The organism is Phenylobacterium sp., assembly GCF_041919955.1.
Lineage (GTDB): Bacteria > Pseudomonadota > Alphaproteobacteria > Caulobacterales > Caulobacteraceae > Phenylobacterium.
Map to the genome: position 1 here is coordinate 22,013 of NZ_JAYRSU010000029.1, position 19,425 is coordinate 41,437.

Annotated in this window: 18 protein-coding genes; 6 read left to right on the top strand and 12 right to left on the bottom strand. The window is 69.8% G+C overall.

Translation table 11 applies throughout. The features are described from left to right. The first annotated feature begins 68 nt into the window (after window positions 1–68). The 4 genes from ACE3T2_RS18985 (at window position 69) to ACE3T2_RS19000 (ending at window position 4,198) form a co-directional block, all read left to right on the top strand. Window positions 69–1,673, top strand: a complete 1,605-nt coding sequence (locus ACE3T2_RS18985) for an ATP-binding protein (protein ID WP_374660235.1) — start codon at window positions 69–71, stop codon at window positions 1,671–1,673. A 66-nt stretch (window positions 1,674–1,739) separates the two neighbouring features. Continuing rightward, window positions 1,740–2,513, top strand: a complete 774-nt coding sequence (locus ACE3T2_RS18990) for a MerR family transcriptional regulator (RefSeq protein ID WP_374660237.1) — start codon at window positions 1,740–1,742, stop codon at window positions 2,511–2,513. A gap of 60 nt (window positions 2,514–2,573) precedes the next feature. Next, window positions 2,574–3,626: a DUF2157 domain-containing protein gene (locus tag ACE3T2_RS18995; protein WP_374660239.1), complete on the top strand. Its 1,053-nt coding sequence runs from the start codon at window positions 2,574–2,576 to the stop codon at window positions 3,624–3,626. Next, entirely contained in the window at window positions 3,623–4,198 is a 576-nt protein-coding gene (locus ACE3T2_RS19000) for a GDYXXLXY domain-containing protein (protein ID WP_374660241.1), read from the top strand. Before ACE3T2_RS18995 ends, ACE3T2_RS19000 begins: the two co-directional genes overlap by 4 nt. A gap of 15 nt (window positions 4,199–4,213) precedes the next feature. Here the strand turns inward: ACE3T2_RS19000 and mutL are convergent, their stop codons facing one another. Then, window positions 4,214–6,097 (bottom strand): DNA mismatch repair endonuclease MutL, encoded by a 1,884-nt coding sequence (gene mutL / locus ACE3T2_RS19005; protein ID WP_374660243.1) that lies wholly within the window; start codon window positions 6,095–6,097, stop codon window positions 4,214–4,216. A gap of 64 nt (window positions 6,098–6,161) precedes the next feature. On the opposite strand from mutL, the gene ACE3T2_RS19010 reads away from it, so the two are divergent. Next, complete coding sequence (locus tag ACE3T2_RS19010) at window positions 6,162–7,130, top strand: TraB/GumN family protein (protein WP_374660245.1); 969 nt, start codon at window positions 6,162–6,164, stop codon at window positions 7,128–7,130. A 1-nt stretch (window position 7,131) separates the two neighbouring features. Here ACE3T2_RS19010 and ACE3T2_RS19015 read toward each other — a convergent pair whose 3' ends face one another. The 4 genes from ACE3T2_RS19015 to ileS form a co-directional block, all read right to left on the bottom strand. Beyond that, on the bottom strand, window positions 7,132–7,782 hold the full coding sequence (locus ACE3T2_RS19015) for a hypothetical protein (RefSeq protein WP_374660247.1): 651 nt from the start codon (window positions 7,780–7,782) through the stop codon (window positions 7,132–7,134). A gap of 147 nt (window positions 7,783–7,929) precedes the next feature. Beyond that, the gene (locus ACE3T2_RS19020; protein ID WP_374660249.1) at window positions 7,930–8,499 is read right to left on the bottom strand and encodes a DUF3035 domain-containing protein; all 570 of its coding nucleotides are present in this window, start codon (window positions 8,497–8,499) and stop codon (window positions 7,930–7,932) included. Window positions 8,500–8,577: 78 nt separating this feature from the next. Further along, on the bottom strand, window positions 8,578–9,063 hold the full coding sequence (gene lspA, locus ACE3T2_RS19025; protein WP_374660251.1) for a signal peptidase II: 486 nt from the start codon (window positions 9,061–9,063) through the stop codon (window positions 8,578–8,580). Between the two features lie 14 nt (window positions 9,064–9,077). Then, entirely contained in the window at window positions 9,078–11,990 is a 2,913-nt protein-coding gene (gene ileS / locus ACE3T2_RS19030) for an isoleucine--tRNA ligase (protein WP_374660253.1), read from the bottom strand. Window positions 11,991–12,481: 491 nt separating this feature from the next. Here ileS and ACE3T2_RS19035 point away from each other — a divergent pair, with 491 nt between their 5' ends. Then, window positions 12,482–12,874 (top strand): GreA/GreB family elongation factor, encoded by a 393-nt coding sequence (locus tag ACE3T2_RS19035; RefSeq protein ID WP_374660255.1) that lies wholly within the window; start codon window positions 12,482–12,484, stop codon window positions 12,872–12,874. Window positions 12,875–12,877: 3 nt separating this feature from the next. Here ACE3T2_RS19035 and ACE3T2_RS19040 read toward each other — a convergent pair whose 3' ends face one another. The 7 genes from ACE3T2_RS19040 to ACE3T2_RS19070 all read right to left on the bottom strand — a co-directional run. After that, a complete protein-coding gene (locus tag ACE3T2_RS19040; protein ID WP_374660257.1) occupies window positions 12,878–13,813 on the bottom strand; it encodes a bifunctional riboflavin kinase/FAD synthetase in 936 nt (311 codons plus the stop codon). Window positions 13,814–13,817: 4 nt separating this feature from the next. Beyond that, window positions 13,818–14,246 (bottom strand): MaoC family dehydratase, encoded by a 429-nt coding sequence (locus tag ACE3T2_RS19045; protein WP_374660259.1) that lies wholly within the window; start codon window positions 14,244–14,246, stop codon window positions 13,818–13,820. Window positions 14,247–14,289: 43 nt separating this feature from the next. Then, window positions 14,290–15,153, bottom strand: a complete 864-nt coding sequence (locus tag ACE3T2_RS19050; protein WP_374660261.1) for a TIGR01459 family HAD-type hydrolase — start codon at window positions 15,151–15,153, stop codon at window positions 14,290–14,292. Between the two features lie 46 nt (window positions 15,154–15,199). Then, complete coding sequence (locus ACE3T2_RS19055) at window positions 15,200–16,513, bottom strand: EAL domain-containing protein (protein WP_374660263.1); 1,314 nt, start codon at window positions 16,511–16,513, stop codon at window positions 15,200–15,202. 102 nt (window positions 16,514–16,615) lie between these two features. Next, window positions 16,616–17,494, bottom strand: a complete 879-nt coding sequence (locus tag ACE3T2_RS19060) for a 3-hydroxybutyryl-CoA dehydrogenase (protein WP_374660265.1) — start codon at window positions 17,492–17,494, stop codon at window positions 16,616–16,618. Between the two features lie 298 nt (window positions 17,495–17,792). Then, window positions 17,793–18,737 carry an electron transfer flavoprotein subunit alpha/FixB family protein gene (locus ACE3T2_RS19065; protein WP_374660267.1) on the bottom strand — a complete coding sequence of 315 codons (945 nt, stop codon included), beginning with the start codon at window positions 18,735–18,737 and terminating at the stop codon, window positions 17,793–17,795. Then, window positions 18,737–19,425 (bottom strand): electron transfer flavoprotein subunit beta/FixA family protein (locus ACE3T2_RS19070; RefSeq protein WP_374660269.1); only part of this gene is annotated, 689 nt, incomplete at its 5' end. The genes ACE3T2_RS19065 and ACE3T2_RS19070, both read right to left, overlap by 1 nt.

Sequence of the window (19,425 nt, forward strand, 5' to 3'; positions counted from 1 at the left end):
GTAAAATTCACCCGTCATTAGCCGAGCTTGTCTATGCAGGCGGCGCTGTAAGCGGGAAGCTCGTAGAAATGACCGCCGTCCTGATGGACCTGATTCAGCCGATCGCGCCGATCTCGCCCCAGACGCTGGGGCAGGACGTCTATGACCGCTTCCAGGCCGAGCCGGAGACCCTGGCCATCGCGGTCGTGGACGACGAAGGCCGCCCGGTCGGCCTGGTGGAGCGCAACGCGTTCTTCGTGGCCATGGCGGCTCACTATGGCCGGGCGCTCTACGCCCTGCGGCCGATCTCGCTTCTGATGAACGAGACCCCGCTGGTGGCCGAGGGCGACACGCCGGTGGCGGCGTTCTGCGGCGAGGTGCTGGCCGAGCGCTCGCACGAGGTGATGAAGGGCTTCGTGGTGGTGACCGGCGGGCGCTACGCAGGGGTCGGCTCGACCCTGTCGCTGCTGCACGCCACCAGCGACGCCAATCGCGCGCACGCCGAAGAGATGACCCGGCTGGCCGAGACCCTGAACCAGGCCCGCCAGGAGGCGCAGAGCGCGCTGGCCGCCAAGTCGCAGTTCCTGGCGGTGATGAGCCATGAGATCCGCACGCCGCTGAACGGCGTGCTGGCCATCGCCGACATCCTGCAGCGCAAGCTCGCCGACCCGGCGGTGAAGCCTTACGTCGCCACGATCCAGGATTCCGGCCAGACCCTGCTGCGGCTGCTGACCGACGCCCTGGACCTCAGCCGGGCGGACGCAGGGCTGCTGGAGTTGGCCGAGGACAGCTTCTGCGTTCCGGCCCTGCTGGAGGACCTGTCGGCCCTGTGGGTTGCGCGGGCCGAGCTGAAGGGGCTGTCGCTGAACTTCTCCTACCTGGGCGCGGCCGACCAGTGGGCGCTGGGCGACGTGGTCCGCATCAAGCAGGTGTTCAACAACCTGATCGGCAACGCCCTGAAGTTCACCAGGGCAGGTGGGGTCGAGGTCTCGCTGAGCGCCCGGCGCGACGACGTGCACGTGATGCTGGAGGGCCGGGTGCGCGACACCGGCGTCGGTATCCCGGCCGACCGGCTGGACGGCATCTTCCAACCGTTCAGCCAGACCGAGGCGGGGGTGCGAGAGGGCGGGGCGGGCCTGGGCCTGTCCATCTGCCGCCAGCTGGTCCAGCAGATGGGCGGCGACATCGCGGTGACGAGCGGGCCGGGCGGCACGGTCTTCCGCTTCGAGTTCCCGCTGTTCGACGTGCCCGCGCCGACGCAGGAGGAGATCGCCGCCGAGCCGGACCTGTCGCAGGGGCCGGGCGCGCTGCATGTGCTGATCGCCGACGACAACGCCACCAACCGCCTGGTCGCCGAGACCCTGTGCGGCATGTTCGGCTGCACCAGCGAGAGCGTGGAGGACGGCGAGCAGGCGGTGGCGGCCGCCGCGTCGGGCCGGTTCGACCTGGTGCTGATGGACATCAAGATGCCGAACCTGGACGGGGTGGGCGCCACGCGGCGCATCCGCGGCCTGGCCGGCGCGGCGGCCGAGGTGCCGATCCTGGCCATCACCGCCAACGCCGACCCGTGGGACGCAGCCAGCTATCTCGCCCAGGGCATGGACGGGGTGGTGGAGAAGCCGATCAAGGCCGAGCGCCTGCTCAGCGCCATCAACGGCCTGTTCGAGCCCGAGGGCGAGCGCGTCGCGGCCTGAAGAAGGCCCTTGACCCTCACGCCGCGGGATAGCCGCCTCTTCGCTTCCGTAACCGGAGAGGAGACGATGAGCGTCCATACGGTCAGCGAACTGGCGAAGCTCTCGGGCGTATCGGTGCGCACCCTGCACCACTACGACGAGATCGGCCTGCTCAAACCCGCGCGCGTGGGCGAGAACGGCTATCGCTACTATGGCGCGGCCGAGCTGCTGCGGCTGCAGCAGATCCTGTTCCATCGAGAACTGGGCCTGAGGCTGGAGGACATCCGCCTGGCCCTGGACGCGCCGGACTTCGACCTGAAGGCGGCGCTGCGGGCCCACCGCGCGCACCTGACGGCGCAGGCCCGGCGCTATCGCGCCCTGGTGAAGACGCTCGACGCCACCCTCGCCGCCCTCGAAGGAGAGACGGAGATGGACGACAAGCAGATGTACCGCGGTTTCCCACCTGAGAAGCAGGCGCAGTACGAGACTTGGCTGGAGGATCGCTTCGGCCCTGCCGCCAAGCCGGAGATAGAGGCCTCCAAGGCGCGCATGGCGGCGATGAGCCCGGCCGACTACGACGGCTTCCTGGCCGAACTGGAGCGTGTCGAGGCCGAGCTGGCCAAGGCGATGGCGGACGGACTGCCGGCGGACGGCGAGGCGGTCGCCCCGCTGGTCGCGCGACACCACGCCTGGGTCGCCCTGAGCTGGGCGCGCACGCCCGACCGCGCCGCCTATCGGGTGCTGGCGGACATGTATCGCGACCACCCCGATTTCCGCGCCCGCTACGAGGCGCGGGCGGCCGGGTTCACGGACTATCTGGTCGCGGCGATGAACGGCTTCGCGGAATCTCGACTGAGCTGAGGTTGCCTGCGCGCGCGCTGTGGGCGAGGCTCCATGGCGCGTGGCGAGGCGGAGGCGTGGATGGCGAGCTACAAGGCTCGGCTGACGGACGATCTGGACGAGTGGATCGAGGCCGGACTGGTTCCCGCCGCGAACCGCGAGGCGATCCTGGACCGGGTGTCGGACGGGCGGCGTATCGACGCCTCGGCCGCACTGGCGGTGATCGGGGCCCTGCTGCTGGGCGCGGCGGCCATCGCCTTCGTGGCGGCCAACTGGGGCGCGATTCCGCGGCTGCCGCGGTTCGGCCTGATCCTTGGCCTGTTCGTCGCGGTGGCGGGCGCTGCGGCCTGGACCGGACGCGACGGGCGCCGGCCGCTGGTGACCAACACCTTGCTGGCGGTGGCGGCCTGCGTCTATGCGGCGGCCATCGGTCTGACGGGCCAGATCTTCGACATCGCCGGCGACCCGCAGAAGGCCCTGCGCGGCGCGGGGATCGCCGCGGGCGTGCTGGCGGTGGCCGGCCGCTCCAGCGCCGCGGCCATGGTCGCCCTGGCCCTGATCGGCTTTGGCGAGTTCGCCGGCGGGTTCGACGAGGGGCAGTCGCGCTGGCTGATCTTCGCCGCGCCGGTGGGCATGGGCCTGGCCTGGCTGTGGAACTCGCGGCCGCTGGCCCATGCGGCGGGCCTGGCGATGATCGTCGGGCTGGTGGCGGTGATCTCGCTCTACGAGCGGTTCGGGGCGGTCGGGCTGCTGGCGGGAGCCGCGATCCTGGCCGGTCTGGCGGCCCTGTCGCGGCGACTTGGCGAGCGGCGCACGGCGCTGATCTTCTTCCTGTGGTTCGTCTGGGGCGCGCTCGGCCTCTATGCGACGGCCGGGTTCGACGACCTGAAGGCCGCGGCGCTGGTCGCCCATCGCGCCGGCTGGCTGGTGCTGGCGGGCGGCGCGATCGCGCTCGGCATGCACGACCGCCAGACCATGGTCACCGCCGCCGGAGTGACGGCGATGATCGCTGGGGTCTGCGCGATCCTGTTCGACCTGGGCCTCGGCCTGATGACGGCCGCTGGACTGTTTGCGGCCTGCGCCGTCATCGCCCTGGCCGCCGGCCTCCTGACCCGCCGGAGGGCCAAGGCATGAGGATCAAGCTTCCGCTGCGCATCCTGGCCGCCACGGCGGGCCTGGTGGTCGTGCTGGTCGGCCTGGTGGTCTCGGAGAACCAGGCTCGCGCCGGCGGGCGCGAGGTGAGCCTGCCGATGGAAGCGGTCGATCCGCGCAACCTGCTGACCGGGCATTATGTGGCCCTGCGCCTGACCCAGCGGCTGCCGCACGGCCAGCCGTGCCCCGACACGCCCACCGCCTTCGAGGCGGGGAAATGGCTGGGGCTGACGCCGCAGGGGCGGTTCGTGCGGGCGGCCGACAGCCGGGCGGCCGCCGCAGCCGGAGGCGCCCTGGCCGTACGCGGAGGGGTCTATTGTTCGCGCATGGCGTTCGGAGACCAGGAGGGAAACGCCGTCACCCTGGACATCGGCGTCGACCGCTTCCACGCCGACCAGGACGAGGCCGAAGGGATCGAGGATGCGCTGCGCGCCCGCCGCGCCGACGGCTCGCCGCCGACCGCGTTTGCGGTGGTGTCGGTGGGAGCGGACGGCCGCGCGCGCCTGAAGGGCGTGATCGTCGACGGCAAGCGGACCGAGCTGACCTGGTTCTAGAGGCGCGCGCGCAGTCTACCGCCGACCGAAGAGGCGTTCGATGTCGGCGAGCTTGAGTTCCACGTAGGTGGGGCGGCCGTGGTTGCATTGGCCGGAGTGGGGCGTGGCCTCCATCTGCCGCAGCAGGGCGTTCATCTCGGGCGCGGTCAGGCGGCGGCCGGCGCGGACCGAGCCGTGGCAGGCCATGGTTCCGCAGACCTCGGCCAGCCGCTCCTTGAGGGCCAGGGCCTGGCCGTTCTCGGAGAGGTCATCGGCGATGTCGCGGACCAGGCCGGCGACGTCGGTCTCGCCCAGCAGGGCGGGGGTTTCGCGCACCAGCACCGCGCCGGGGCCGAAGGACTCGACCACAAGGCCCATGGCCTCCAGCTCGGGCGCACGGGCGATCACGCGCTCGGCCTCGGCGGGATCGAGCTCGACCACCTCGGGCAGCAGCAGGGCCTGGCGCGTGACGCCGCCCCCTTCCATCTGCACCTTCATCTGCTCGTAGACGAGGCGCTCGTGGGCGGCGTGCTGGTCGACGATGACCACGCCGTCGCGGGTTTGGGCGACGATATAGGTCTCGTGCACCTGGGCGCGGGCGGCGCCGAGCGGGAAGTCGACCGGATCGAAAACCACGCCGGGGGCGGGCGGCGCTTCCTCCAGGCCATGCGAAGGCTGCGATTGGACCGGCGTCCAGTCGAGCGTCGGCTCGGCGCGGGCCGAGACCTCGGTCAGGCCGGGCAGGCTCTGGGCGGCGGCGGCCACGGCGGCGGTCCAGCCGCCGGCCTGCCAGGCCGAGAAGCCCTGGGCCGAAGGGCGCGGCGGCGGATAGCTGGGCTGCGGCGACCAGCCCGGGCGCAGGTTGGCGAGGGTGTCGCTGGCCACGGTGGTGGCGGCGCGGTGGCCGGCGCCGGCCAGGGCGTGGCGCAGGCCGCCGACGATCAGGCCGCGCACCAGGGCCGGGTCGCGGAAGCGCACCTCGGCCTTGGCCGGGTGGACGTTGACGTCGACCAGCGAGGGATCGAGGTCGAGATAGAGTGCGACTAGCGGGTGACGGTCGCGGGCCAGAAAGTCGGCATAGGCGCCGCGCAGGGCGCCTTGGAGCAGGCGGTCGCGGACGGGCCGGCCGTTCACGAACAGGTATTGGTGGGCGCTGTTGCCGCGGTTGAAGGTCGGCAGGCCCGCAAAGCCGGTGAGGCGCACGCCCTCGCGCTCGTGATCGATCTCGAGCGCGTTGTCCGAGAACTCGCGGCCCATGATCGAGGAGAGGCGAGCGAGGCGCCCGTCGGGCCCCTTGCTCTCGGCCGGCAGGCGAAGGGTGCGGCGGCCGTCGAGGTCGAGGGCGAAGGAGACCGCCTCGTGCGCCATGGCTTGGCGCTTGATCTCCTCGGCGATGGCGAGCGCCTCCGAGCGCTCGGACTTCATGAACTTCAGCCGCGCGGGCGTGGCGTAGAAGAGATCGCGCACCTCGACCCGCGCCCCGTGCGGGCCGGGAAAGCCGGAGGGGGCGACGGCGCCGACCTGGCCGCCCTCGACCAGGATGGCGTGGGCGTCGGCTGCGCCCTTGGCCCGCGAGGCGATCGACAGGCGGGCGACCGAGCCGATCGAGGGCAGGGCCTCGCCCCGGAAGCCCAGGGTGTGAATATGCAGCAGGTCGTAGTCGCCGGCGTCGTCGGGCGCGAGCTTGGAGGTCGCGTGGCGCTCGATCGCGAGCGCCAGTTCCCCGGCCGAGAGGCCGCAGCCGTCGTCCGCCACCAGGATGCGGGTCAGCCCGCCGCCGTCAGCCTGGACCTCGATGGAACGCGAGCCGGCGTCCAGCGCGTTTTCAACCAGCTCCTTGATGGCGCTGGCCGGCCGTTCGACCACCTCGCCGGCGGCGATGCGGTTCACGGTCTCTGGAGGAAGGCGGCGTATGGGCATGGTCACGCTTCGGTTAGCTCGCCACTATATGGCGATTCCGGGGGGCAAAGTCCGGAAGGTGCGTATGAGCCGCTTCAAATCCCTGATGGTCGCCTCCGTCCTGGCGCTGTCCGCGCCCGCCTCGGCGCAGGTCGCGCTGACCCCGGCGCCGGAGGTGCTGGCCGATCCCGACGCCACCCTGGTCGAGGAACTGGTGGTCACCGCGCGCCTGCCGGGGCCGGCCTGGTGGCGGGTCTCGGACGGCGATTCGACGGTCTATGTGCTGGGCGCGCCGAGCCTGGCGCCCAAGCGCCAGCAATGGGACCGGCTGCAGTTCGAGCGGCGGCTGCAGGGGGCGAACCTGGTCATCCTGCCGCTCAGCACCCTGAAGGTGACGCTGACCGGCGCGCCGGGCGCGGCCTTCAGCTATCTGAAGCTCAAGTCGGGCAAGCCGTTCGAGGAGCGACTGGCGGGCGCCGAGCGGGCGCGGTTCGTGTCGGCGCGGACCAAGCTCGGCATGCAGGCGGACCACTACAAGACCGGCCATCCGCTGGCCGCGGGCCTGATCCTGATCGGCGACTATCGCGACAAGGAGAACCTGACCACGACCGACCCGTCCAAGCTGATCAAGCTGCTGGCGGGGCAGGCCAAGGTGAAGGTGCTGCAGCGCTCCTACGACGTCAGCCCGCTGCTGCGGGCGGTGACCAAGACCAGCCAGGCGGCCGGCGCGGCCTGCCTGGACGAGGTGCTGAGCGAGGTGGAGGCCGGGCCCGGGCGGACGCTGGCGGCCTCGCGGGCCTGGGCCGACGGAAATGTGGCCGGCGCCCTGGACGCGGAACGGACCTACGAGCGCTGCATCGCCGCGACGCCCGGCGCCGTGGCGTTCGATGCGCGGGTGAAGGCGGATCTGGCCAAGGACATCGAGACCGCCCTGAAGACGCCGGGCCACGCCATCGCGGTCGTGCCGCTGCGCACGTTGCTGTCGCAGGGCGGCGTGCTCGATCGCCTGCGCGCGCAGGGCTACGAGATCGGGACGCCGGGGGATGTGGAGTAGCTCAGCCGATGATGGCCACGGCCCGCGCGATGGTCAGGGTGAAGAGAGCCAGGGCGATGATCGCCTGGACCATGGCCAACGCCTTGGCGGTGTCGGAGGTGGCCGGCATGTCGGTGGGGCCGTAGGTCGTGCTGATCGTGAAGGCCAAGTAGACGTAAGAGAAGAGGCTGGGCTCCCAGGTTTCGTAGCCGGGCAGCTTGTCGACATGCTGGGGGAAGAAGAAGTGGCGGCGGCGGCCGACCCCTGTCGGCGACCACAGGGCCGCGTCGAGCGTCCAGTAGATCAGGGCGAAGATCTGGATGTTCGACAGCCACAACAGGACCGAGTCGAGCAGCAGCCGCGTGCCGCCCTCGCCGCCGGTGTAGCTCGTCAGGCCAGCCACCAGGAGGGCGACCCCGGCCACCAAGTCGGCGGCGCTTAGGACCAGATAGAGGATGACGATCCGCCGGGCGATCCGCACCCGCCCGGCCATCAGCAGGATCGCGCAGACGAGGGCGATGGCGAGGCCCGCCGACGGGACGGCGTAGGACGCCAGGTCGATGCGGAGCAACTGGCCGAGCTGCAGCGAACTGGAGATCAGGTATCCGGTCAGGGCGATGCCGACCGGGATCGACAGCATGGCCAGGGCGGTTCGTGTTTTAGGTCGCGACACGCCCACGGCCTCGCAGCGTCAGATGCGGCCAGCGATACATGAAACCGCAGCGTCGGCAACGCGTGGCGGCCGCTCGATCCCCCCTTGCGGGAGAAGGGAGTGGTCGATCGTTCGTTCGGCTCCCCCAGCGGGGAGGGATGCCTGGCCTTAGAGGCCCGGCAGCTTGATGCGGGTCTGCTTCTCGCGGGAGATGACCACTTGGCCGCCGCCGGTCAGGCCCTTGATCTTGGCTTCCTCGGCGGCCGGGTCGATCGGGGCGGCGACATTGTCGGCCGCCGCGGCGGTGACCGCTTGGCTTGGGGCCTCCTTGCCGTCCTTCCAGAACATCACGCGGTCGGCGAAGGACTTTTCCTTGTGGGCCAGGTCGCCGGTCTCGTCATCGACGACGTAGCGGATCAGCGGGTCGGCCTTGTCGGCGCCGGCCTTGGCGACCAGCAGCTTCTCGCCGTCCGAGCGGGCCTGGGCCTCGCGCTGGCCGAGCAGGGCGGTGCGCGCGGCGCTTTCCGGCTGCAGTTCCTGCGGGCGCGGCTCGCCGGGGGCCGGCGGGCGCAGGGCGTAATCCGGCGGCACCACCAGCGGGGCCTTGGAGACGACGCGGAACTCGTCGGGGGTGACCTTGGTCATGCCGAGCGCGCTGCGGGTCGAGCTGCAGCCTGCCAGGCTCAGGCCGGCGACCGCCACGAGGGCCGATGCGGCAAGCACACGGTTCAGACTCATGAAATCAAGCTCCGAAAGCCGCCCCCCGGCGGTGAAGGGATCGTTGAATAGCGCATACGGCGATACCCGCCAACGCGATTAAGCAGCCGATTCCTTACGCATGGAATCGAGCAACAAGAAGACCACGCCGATCGTGATGGCGCTGTCGGCGATGTTGAACACCCAAGGAAAGAATCCGAGGCGCTGCACGTCGATGAAATCGACTACCGCGCCGAAGCGGAAGCGGTCGATGGCGTTGCCGATGGCGCCGCCGATCACCAGGCCAAGGCCGATCCCCAGGAACGGCCGCGCGGCCTTGCGGGCCCAGACCGCCAGAGCGATGGCGACCCCGACCGAGAACAGGGTCAGAACCCAGCGCATCAGGTCCTGGTCGGCGGTGAACAGGCCGAAGCTGACCCCTCGGTTCCAGACCATGGTCAGGGAGAGCGGCCCGACGATCGGCGTCGAAAACCGACCCGGCAGGTCGTAGACGTATAGAATCCAATACTTGGAAAGCTGGTCGACCAGGATGACCAGGGCGGCCAGGCCATAGGCCGTCCAGCCGAGTTTGGAGATCGCTTTCAAGTCAGCTCCCGTCTTCAGGCCCGCGCGGCGTCCCAGGCGGCGACCGCATCGGCGTCGCGCAGCGAAAGGTCGGGATAGCGGGGATCGGTTCCCACCTCCGGCAGGATCCGCCACGAGCGGGCGCACTTCCTGCCCTCGGCGCGAAGCGGCTCGGCGGCGACGCCCGGGACCTCGGCCAGGCGGAAGGCGCCTTGCGGGCCCTCGCCGGCGACGAGGGTCGCCTGGCTGGTGCGGAACACCTCGGCGGCGTCCAGCCCCTCGAAGGCGGCCAGCAGGTCCGCGTCGGCGATATACACGCGCGGCGCCGCTTCCAGGGCCGCGCCCATGCGCTTTTCGCGGCGCTCGATCTCGATCGCGCCGGTGACGACCGAGGTTACGGCCTGGACCTTGGCCCAGCGGTCGGCCTCGGCGGGATTCGCCCATTCGGCCGGCGTGGTCGGGATCACGCGCAAGGCGTTGGAATGAGCGTCCGGATAGCGGGTGGTCCAGGCCTCTTCCATGGTGAAGGGCATGAGCGGGCCGAGCCAGGCGGTCAGGCGTTCGAACACCGCGTCCATCACCGTGCGCGCGGCGCGGCGGCGGATCGCCGTCGGCTGGTCGCAGTAGAGGCTGTCGCGACGGATGTCGAAGAACAGCGACGACAGTTCATTTTGGCAGAACTCGATCAGCGGCCGGATCACGTCCTGGAAGACGTAGCCCTCGTAGGCGGCGCGGACCTGGGCGTCGAGTTCCCATAGCCGGTGCAGGATGAAGCGCTCCAGCGGCGGCATCTCAGCCAGCTCGACCGCCTCGTCCGGCGTGTAGTCGGCGAGCGCGCCCAGCATGTAGCGTACGGTGTTGCGCAGTTTGCGATAGGCGTCGGAGGTGGTGGCGAGCACCGTCTTGCCGATGCGGCTGTCGTCCGAATAGTCGATCATCGCGGCCCAGAGGCGGATGATCTCGGCGCCGCTCTCGCGGATCACCACCTGCGGGTCGACGACGTTGCCCTTGGACTTGGACATCTTCTCGCCGTTCTCGTCCATGGTGAAGCCATGGGTGAGGATCGCGTCGTAAGGCGCGCGGCCGCGGGTGCCCGAGCTTTCCAGCAGCGAGGACTGGAACCAGCCGCGGTGCTGGTCGGAGCCTTCCAGATAGAGGTCGGCCGGCCACTTGGTGTGGGCGCGGTTCTCCAGCGTGAAGGCGTGGGTCGAGCCGCTATCGAACCAGACGTCGAGGATGTCCTCGACCTTCTCGTAGCGGTCGGGATCGTGCTGGCCGAGGAAGTCGCTCACCGGGCGGTTGAACCAGGCGTCGGCGCCCTCCTCGCGGATCGCGGCGATGATGCGCGCGTCGACCTCGGGGTCGTGCAGCGGCTGGCCGGTGTCCTTGTCGACGAACATGGCCAGCGGCGCGCCCCACGCGCGCTGGCGGCTGATCAGCCAGTCCGGGCGGCTCTCGACCATCGAGCGGATGCGGTTCTTGCCGGCGGCCGGATAGAAAGCCGTGGCCTCGATCGCCTCCAGCGCCGTCTCGCGCAGGGTGCGGCCGTGCAGCTGCGGGGTGTCCACCGGCTCGTCCATGCGGATGAACCACTGCGGGGTGTTGCGGAAGATGACCGGAGCCTTCGAGCGCCACGAGTGCGGATAGGAGTGCTCCATCCGGCCGCGGGCCAGCAGGCGACCGGCCTCGATCAGCTTGTCCATGACCGCGCCGTTGGCCGGCCCGAACTTGCCGGCCTTCTTGCCCTCGGTCTCCAGCACCTTGAGGCCGGCGAACAGCGGGACATGCGGATAGTAGGCGCCGTCCGGATCGACGGTCTCGGGGATCTCGCGATGGCCGTGGGCCAGCCAGACCATGTAGTCGTCGGCGCCGTGGCCCGGGGCGGTGTGGACGAAGCCCGTCCCGGCGTCGTCGGTGACGTGATCGCCCTCGAGCAGCGGCACCTGGAAGGCGTAGTGGGTGTCGAGGGCGGCCAGCGGATGCTCGCAGACCATGCCCTGGCAGTCGACGGCCTCGAGCCGGCGCCAGGACGCGATCTTGGCCGCCTTGAAGACGTCCTCGGCCAGCTTGTCGGCGACGATCAGCTTGTCGCCGGCCTTGGCCCAGGGCTCGAACTCCAGCCCCTCTTCCATCGCTTCGACCTGGTAGACGGCGTAGTCGACCGAGTCGGAATAGCTGATCGCGCGGTTGGCGGGGATGGTCCAGGGCGTGGTGGTCCAGATCACCACGCTGGCCCCGCGGGCGGCCTGGCTGCCCTCGACGACCGGGAACTTGACCCAGATCGTGGGGCTGACGTGGTCGTGGTACTCGACCTCGGCGTCGGCCAGGGCAGTGCGTTCGACCGGGCTCCACATCACCGGCTTGGAGCCGCGATAGAGCTGGCCCGAGGCCACGAACTTGTGGAACTCGGCGACGATGGCCGCCTCGCTCGAATAGTCCATGGTGGCGTAGCGGTTGGCCCAGTCGCCGATCACGCCCAGGCGCTTGAAGCCGTCGCGCTGCACGTCGATCCAGTGGGAGGCGTATTCCCGGCAACGGGTGCGGAACTCGGCCTTGGAGACCTCGTCCTTGCGCCGCCCCTGGCCGCGCAGCTCCTCCTCGATCTTCCACTCGATCGGCAGGCCGTGGCAGTCCCAGCCTGGAACGTAGTCGACGTCGTAGCCGAGCAGGAAGCGCGAGCGGACGACGAAATCCTTCAGCGTCTTCTGCAGCGAGTGGCCGATGTGGATCGCGCCGTTGGCGTAGGGCGGCCCGTCATGCAGCACGAACAGCGGCGCGCCGGCGCGCTGCCGCTCGGCGCGGACGGTGTGGTACAGATCGATGGCGTCCCACTTGGCCAGGATCTCCGGCTCCTTCTGCGGCAGGCCTGCGCGCATGGGGAACGGGGTTTCCGGGAGGAAGACGGTTTCGCGATAGTCGCGCGAAGGCTTTTCGGCGTCGTCGGCCATGGGGACTTTCCAGCTTGGCTCGGAACTTGGGACTAGAGGACGGGTGATACCCGGCGCGCGCTGGAGCGGTCGTCCGGCGGCGTCACGCCGGGCGGGTAATTCGTACGGGCTTCCGAACCGAAGTCATGCCCGGGCTGTAGCAGAGGGCGCGGGCGGGCGCGAGCCCCTTTGGCCCGTGGCCGCTGGGTGCGGGCGGCGGATTTGACATCGCCGCCGCTCCCGGCCAGGATCGGGGCAGGATGTGTATTTACGCCAACATGCCGCGCCGAGCGCACCATGCGGGACGTCTAGTCGAAGGAGACTAGCCCCGGGCTCATTGCGGCTGCGTGTCGCGAGTTCGGGGATGCTTTATCCAACCTCACGATCACTGACCGGCGGATTGCGCGAGACGCTGTATTCCGGCCTCTGATCTTCCCAAGACATCGTCCGACGCCCGCCAGAACTGGCGGCGCTTTGCCGTGCGCGCCGGAAAAACTTCAAGGACCCGATCCATGACCGTCAAGACGAAGGCGCCCCCCAAGGTGCGCGTCACCGAGGCCGACTTCGAAACCCTGGCCGCCATCGGCCGCGCCAGCCGTACGCCGATGCCGGGCCTCGATCTGCTGCTGGACGAACTCGAGCGCTCGTCGATCGTGGCCGGTCCCGACCGCAAGAAGCCGTTCGTCCGCCTGGGATCCAGGGTGACCTATCGCGACGTCTCGCTGATGCGCGAGCGCACGGTGCGGGTCGGCCTGCCGGGCGAGGCCAATGTCGACGAGAACCGCATCTCGGTGCTGGCGCCGATCGGGGCGGCGCTGATCGGCCTGTCGGCCGGCGACGTCTTCCGCTGGATCGGCGCGGACGAGCGCACGCGGGAGATCGAGGTGCTGGCGGTGGAGGATTAGGGGCTAAAGCTCCGGCAGCAGCAGGGCGCGGGCCTGGGCTGCGTCGGCCCTGATCTGCTCGACCATCGGCTCCAGCCCGGCGAACTTCTCCTCGGGGCGCAGGAAGGCGACGAGGTCGGTTTCGATCACCTGGTCGTAGATATCCTCGTCGAAGTCGAACAGCCAGACCTCCAGCCGCGGGGCGATCTCGCCGGGCACGGTCGGATTGACGCCGATATTGGCGACGCCGGCGATCTCGCGGCCGTCGGGCAGGCGGGTGCGGGTGGCGTAGACGCCGAACTTCGGCGTCACGTAGTCGGTCAGGGCGACGTTGGCGGTGGGAAAACCCAGGGTGCGGCCGAGCTGGCGGCCGCGCTCGACCACGCCCTCGATGGCGAAGGGCCGGCCGAGGATGGCGGCGGCGTCCTGCGGACGGCCCTCGCGCAGGGCTTCGCGCACCCCGGTGGACGAGAACTTGGCCTGGCCGTCGCCCAGCGCCTCGGCGATCGAGACGGTGAACCCGTATTCGCGGCCGTATTCGGCCATCAGCTCGGGGCTGCCGGTGCGGCCTTTGCCGAACGAGATGTCGAAGCCGACGGCGACGTGTTTCACGCCCAGGCCGGCGACCAGCACCTCGGTGACGAACTCGCGGTCGGTGAGGCCGGCCATCTCCTTGTCGAACGGCAGGACGTAGAAGACGTCGACGCCCAGGGCGGCCAGGGCGCGCGCCTGCTGGTCGGTGTTCATGATCCGGAAGGCCGGCGCGCCCGGCTGGAAGATCTGGCGCGGATGCGGGTCGAAACTGATGACGCCCAGCGGAGTCTTCTGCGCCATCGCCGCCTTGGCGGCCTGGGCGATCACTCGCTGGTGGCCACGATGAACGCCGTCGAAGTTGCCGAGCGCGATGGCTGCGCCCTTCTCGGCCTCGTCGAGCCCCTTCCAGCCGTGAACGATCCGCATCGGCTCAGGCGTCCTTCGGGCGGCGCGGGGCCATGATCACGGCCTCGCCGTCGACCACGGTCTTGCCGTCGACCTGGCAGACGGTGGCGAAGGTGACGTGGCCGCGGCGCTCGTCCAGGGCCTGGACGGTGACGCGGGTCACGACCGCGTCGCCGATCTTCACCGGGCGGCGGAAGCGCAGCGACTGGTTGAGATAGATGGCGCCGGGCCCTGGCAGCTTGGTCCCCAGCACCGCCGAGATGTAGGCGGCCGCCAGCATGCCGTGGGCGATGCGGCCCTGGAACGGCGTGGTCAGGGCGTAGGCCTCGTCCAGGTGCACGGGATTGGTGTCCCCCGAGACGGCGGCGAAGGCCTCGATGTCCGCCGCGCCCACGATCTTCGTGGTCTCGGCGAACTGTCCGATGCTCAAGTCCTCGAAATACAAGCCCTGCACGCGACGCTCCCCGGCAGCCCAGATTCTAGTTAGACGCTTTTGCTCACCACACCAGGTCGGCCATGGCGTGGGCCGCATGCGCACCCTCGCGCGAGAGCAGCGCTTCGACGGCGGTGGCGTCCAGGCCCTGCGGTCCGATGGTCTCGGCCCCGTGGATGCCGCTGGCGATGAACAGCAGATCCAGGCCCTGGCGGTTGGCGCCCCGCGCGTCTGTGGCGACGCCATCGCCGATGCACAGCACCCGCGAGCGCTCCAGCGGCCGGCCGAGGATCAGCTGGGCCTCGGCCAGGCAGAGGTCGTAGATCGGGGCGTGCGGCTTGCCGGCCATGATCACCTCGCCGCCCATCTCCTCGTAGCGCTGGGCCAGCGCCCCGCCGCAGTAGATCAGCCGGTCGCCCTTCTGAACCACGATGTCCGGGTTGGCGCAGATCATCGGCAGGCGGCGCTCCAGGGCGACCTTGAAGCGGGCCTCGTAGTCGTCCGGGCCCTCGACATCGTCGTCGTAGGGGCCGGTGCAGGAGATGAAGGCCGCGCCTTCCGGGCCGGAGAAGGCGAGGTCCAGGCCTTCGTAGAGCGCGGCGTCCTTGTCCGGGCCGATGGCCCAGGCCGGGCCGGGCGCGCGGGCGCTGAGCAGGATGCGGGTCGCATCACCCGAAGAAATGAAGGCCGACCAGGCCTCGCGCGGCACGCCCAGCTGGTCCAGTTGGGAATGAACGGCGCTGGAGGGGCGCGGGGCGTTGGAGATCAGGATCACCGGGCCGCGCTCGGCGCGCCAGCGGGCCAGGGCCGCGCAGGCGTCCCTGAAGCTCTCGCGGCCGTTATGGATCACCCCCCAGACATCGGAGAGCAGCACGTCGTAACGGTCGGCGACGGCCGACAGGCCGTTGATCAGGGCGGGCGCGGTCATGGGCTGGGGCGGTAAAGGTCGCGCGCCCCGCGGTCAATGCGGGCGTTCAGATCCGCGTGGCCGCCGCGCGCTTGCTGGCCAGCACCCCGACGCCGCCGCGCGTGCGACGGCGGACGGGCTCCTGCGGCTCGGCCGTGGCGGGCGCAGGCGTATCGGCCTCGGTCAGCACCGCGTCGCGGATGGCGCGCGGCTCGCCGAACAAGTGGCCCTGGCCGTAGGCGATGTCGAGTTCGAGGATGTCGACGATCTGGCGTTCGCTCTCGACCTTCTCGGCGACGATCTCGACGCCGTAGCGGCGGGTGAGGGCGGTGAAGTCCTGGGCCGCCAGGTCGGGCATGGAGCGCAGCACCAGGCCTTCGTCGGTCTCGACCAGTTCGTCCAACAGCACCGGGGCGCTGATCTTGAGGAACTTCACGTCCGAGCGGGCCAGGTCCTGGAAGTCGATGTCGAGGTCGACGACCTTGTCGAGCGAGAAGCGGAAGCCGAGGTCGGCCAGCTTGCCCATGTTCCGCGCCTCGACCGAACCGCGGGCGTCGAAGGCGGCCTGGCCAATTTCGAAGATCAGGGCGCCGGCCAGGTCGCGGTTGGCGGCCAGCAGGTCGAGAAACTGCGGGAAGAAGGTCTCGTCCGCCAGGCTCGCCGTGGAGATGTTGCAGAAGATGCCGACCTTGCGGTCCTGCTTGGCCAGGCGCCTGACGATCTGCACGCAACGGAACAGCAGCAGGTTGTCGATCGAGGTGACCAGGCCCTCGGGCTCGGCCACGGCCAGATACTCGGCCGGCATCATCACCCGGCCGGTGGCGTCGCGAAGGCGGGAATAGCTTTCGTAGAAGACCGTGCGGCGCTGGGGAAGGCCGACGACAGGCTGGAGGTAGAGGTCGACGCGGTTCTCGGCCAGAGCCTCGCGCACGGTGTCGAGCAGGGCGGCCGACTGGCGCCCGCGCAGCGCCGCCTCGTGCCGGGCGGGGGCGGCGGCGGCGACGGCCACGCGCTCCTCCAGCCGCTGGCCCATCTTCTGGACCAGGGACTCCAGCATGTGCATCTCGTCTTCGAGCGCCTCGGAGCGGCCGGCGTCATCGCTGACGGCCTCGGCCACCTCGCTCATGCGGGCGTCGACCTGTTCCATCTGCGAGAGCATGACGCGCTGGGCCTCGCGCACGGCGTCGAGTTCGGCGCGCAGGGCGCGCATCCTCAGCGACTGCTGCACCAGGCCATGCACGGCGAAGCAGAGGCCGAGGCCGCCGACCAGCGCCGCGACGCCGGGCGCCCAGCCGCCCCCGTTCCGCCACAGCAGCAGGGCGACGATCAGAGCGAGACAGAGGTAGGTGGCCGAGAGCGCCACCGAAGTGAACTGTCGCATGAGCCCGCAGAGTCCGAATCGCCTGGATTATCAGCTGCGTCGGGCAGGCAAGTCGAATGGATTAACGAACGCTTCACAACTTGGAAGCGTTCGCGTCTCGATCTAGCGGGTCGGGACCGGCTTCTCGCCGCGATAGTCATAGAAACCGCGGCCGGTCTTGCGGCCCAACCAGCCCGCCTCGACGTACTTCACCAGCAGCGGGCAGGGGCGGTACTTGCTGTCGGCCAGGCCTTCGTAGAGCACGTTCATGATCGACAGCACGGTGTCGAGGCCGATGAAGTCGCCCAGCTCCAGCGGGCCCATCGGATGATTGGCGCCCAGCCGCAGGGCGGTGTCGATGGCGTCCACGGTGCCGACGCCTTCGTAGAGGGTGTAGATCGCCTCGTTGATCATCGGCACCAGGATCCGGTTGACGATGAAGGCGGGGAAGTCCTCGGCGTTGGCGGTGGTCTTGCCCAGCGACTTGGCGAAGTTGACCGCGGTCTCGTAGGTGGCCGCATCCGTCGCTATGCCGCGGATGATCTCCACGAGGTTCATCAGCGGCACCGGGTTCATGAAGTGCAGGCCGATGAAGCGTTCCGGCCGGTCCGACGCCGCGCCCAGGCGGGTGATCGAGATCGACGAGGTGTTGGACGCCAGGATGGTGCCGGCGGACAGGTGCGGGGTCAGCGCCTTGAAGATGGCCTTCTTGACCTCTTCGTTCTCGGTCGCGGCCTCGATCGCAAGGTCGGTGGCGCCGATGGCCTGGAGTTCGGGGGCCGGCTTGATGCGCGCCATGGCCGCATCCATCGCGTCCTGGGCGATCAGGCCGCGCACGACCTGACGGCTGAGGTTCTTTTCGATCAGCCCGCGGCCGGTGGCGATCCGGTCTTCGCTGACGTCGTGCAGCAGCACGTCGTATCCGCCCAGGGCGCAAACATGGGCGATGCCGGAGCCCATCTGGCCCGCGCCGATCACGCCGACGGTCTTGATCTGAACCATGCCGAAAACAGCCTCGAATGATACGGGCGCGGCCGCCCGCTTGTGACGGGTTTCTAACATGCGGAACGGCGCCGTCGCCAAGCTTTTGCTGCGACGCAGCGTAGTTCCGGCCTGAATTCTTCGCGTTGCGGGGAGACTAGGGGCGAACGGTCGCAGCGCCGATCAGAAAAGAGTCTCGCTGTACGTGTGCAGTGAAAATGCTCGTCCTTTCATTGCGGCCGATCTTCGGCGTTCGGGCACGAAAAAGGGGCGGCTCGCGAGAGCCGCCCCTTCCTCGTTTCGGGCCTTGGCCTGCGGCTTACTTGCCGGCGGCGGTCAGGGCGTCCATCAGCTCCGGCACGGCGGTCTTGTAGTCCGCCACCAGGCCGAAATCGGCGACCTGGAAGATCGGGGCGTCGGCGTCCTTGTTGATCGCGACGATGACCTTGGAGTCCTTCATGCCGGCCAGGTGCTGGATCGCGCCGGAGATGCCGACGGCGATGTACAGCTCCGGGGCGACGACCTTGCCGGTCTGGCCGACCTGGTAGTCGTTCGGCGCGTAGCCGGCGTCCACCGCGGCGCGCGAGGCGCCGACCGCCGCGCCGAGCTTGTCGGCAAGCGGCTCGATGACCTTCTGGAACTCGTCGGCCGAACCCATGGCGCGACCGCCGGAGACGACGATCTTGGCGCCGGCCAGTTCCGGACGGGCCGACTTCACCAGCTGCTGGTCGACGAACTTGACCTTGGCCGAGACGGCGCCGGCGGCGACGTTCTCGATGGCGGCCGAGCCGCCTTCGCCGGCCGCCTTGAAGGCGGTGGCGCGCACGGTGATGACCTTCTTGCCGTCGGACGACTGGACGGTCTCCAGGGCGTTGCCGGCATAGATCGGACGCACGAAGGTGTCGGCGCTGACGACCTCGACGATTTCCGAGATCTGGGCGACGTCCAGCTTGGCGGCGATGCGCGGGGTGACGTTCTTGCCCTGCGAGGTGGCCGGGGTCAGGACCGCATCATAGTTCCCCATCAGCGGAACGACGGTGGCCTCCACCGCTTCGGCCAGGCCCTGGCCCAGCTCGTCGCTTTCAGCCAGCAGCACCTTGCGCACGCCGGCGATCTTGGCGGCGGCTTCGGCGGCGGGCTTGGCGTCCTTGCCGGCGACCAGCACGTCCACGTCGCCCGAAAGGGCCAGAGCAGCGGTGACGGTCTTGTTGGTCGAGTCCTTCAGCGACGCGTTGTCGTGATCGGCGATGACGAGAACAGCCATTAGAGGACCCCCGCGGTCTTGAGGTTGGCGACCAGGTCGCCAGCGGTTTCAACCTTGATGCCGGCCGAGCGCTTGGCGGGCTCGGTGACCTTCAGGACCTTGAGGTGCGGCTTCAGGTCGACGCCCAGCGAGGCGGCTTCCTTGACGTCGAGCGGCTTCTTCTTCGCCTTCATGATGTTCGGCAGCGAGGCGTAGCGCGGCTCGTTGAGGCGCAGGTCCGCGGTGATGATGGCGGGCAGGCCGACCTCGATGGTCTGCAGGCCGCCGTCGACTTCGCGGGTCACCTTGGCGCTGTCGCCCGACAGCTCGATCGCCGAGGCGAAGGTCGCCTGCGGCCAGTCGAGCAGGGCCGCCAGCATCTGGCCGGTGGCGTTGTTGTCGCCGTCGATGGCCTGCTTGCCCATGATCACCACATTCGGGTTCTCTTCGGCGATGGCGGCCTTCAGCACCTTGGCCACTTCCAGCGGCTCCAGGTCCTGGTCGGTCTGGATCAGCACCGCGCGGTCAGCGCCCATGGCCAGCGCCTGACGCAGGGTTTCCTGAGCCTGGGCCGGGCCGATGGAGACCACGACGACCTCGCTGGCGACACCCTTTTCCTTCAGGCGGACGGCCTCTTCGACCGCGATCTCGCAGAAGGGATTGATGGACATCTTCACATTGGCGAGGTCGACGCCCGACTGGTCGGACT

Coding starts and splice junctions, on each gene's coding strand:
- ACE3T2_RS19040 (WP_374660257.1), bottom strand. CDS start 13,813: ATGCGGATCGTTCACGGCTGGAAGGGGCTCGACGAGGCCGAGAAGGGC.
- ileS (WP_374660253.1), bottom strand. CDS start 11,990: ATGGCCGACGACGCCGAAAAGCCTTCGCGCGACTATCGCGAAACCGTC.
- ACE3T2_RS19035 (WP_374660255.1), top strand. CDS start 12,482: ATGACCGTCAAGACGAAGGCGCCCCCCAAGGTGCGCGTCACCGAGGCC.
- ACE3T2_RS18995 (WP_374660239.1), top strand. CDS start 2,574: ATGGCGAGCTACAAGGCTCGGCTGACGGACGATCTGGACGAGTGGATC.
- ACE3T2_RS19020 (WP_374660249.1), bottom strand. CDS start 8,499: ATGAGTCTGAACCGTGTGCTTGCCGCATCGGCCCTCGTGGCGGTCGCC.
- mutL (WP_374660243.1), bottom strand. CDS start 6,097: ATGCCCATACGCCGCCTTCCTCCAGAGACCGTGAACCGCATCGCCGCC.
- ACE3T2_RS18985 (WP_374660235.1), top strand. CDS start 69: ATGACCGCCGTCCTGATGGACCTGATTCAGCCGATCGCGCCGATCTCG.
- ACE3T2_RS19055 (WP_374660263.1), bottom strand. CDS start 16,513: ATGCGACAGTTCACTTCGGTGGCGCTCTCGGCCACCTACCTCTGTCTC.
- ACE3T2_RS18990 (WP_374660237.1), top strand. CDS start 1,740: ATGAGCGTCCATACGGTCAGCGAACTGGCGAAGCTCTCGGGCGTATCG.
- ACE3T2_RS19000 (WP_374660241.1), top strand. CDS start 3,623: ATGAGGATCAAGCTTCCGCTGCGCATCCTGGCCGCCACGGCGGGCCTG.
- ACE3T2_RS19010 (WP_374660245.1), top strand. CDS start 6,162: ATGAGCCGCTTCAAATCCCTGATGGTCGCCTCCGTCCTGGCGCTGTCC.
- ACE3T2_RS19065 (WP_374660267.1), bottom strand. CDS start 18,737: ATGGCTGTTCTCGTCATCGCCGATCACGACAACGCGTCGCTGAAGGAC.
- ACE3T2_RS19060 (WP_374660265.1), bottom strand. CDS start 17,494: ATGGTTCAGATCAAGACCGTCGGCGTGATCGGCGCGGGCCAGATGGGC.
- ACE3T2_RS19050 (WP_374660261.1), bottom strand. CDS start 15,153: ATGACCGCGCCCGCCCTGATCAACGGCCTGTCGGCCGTCGCCGACCGT.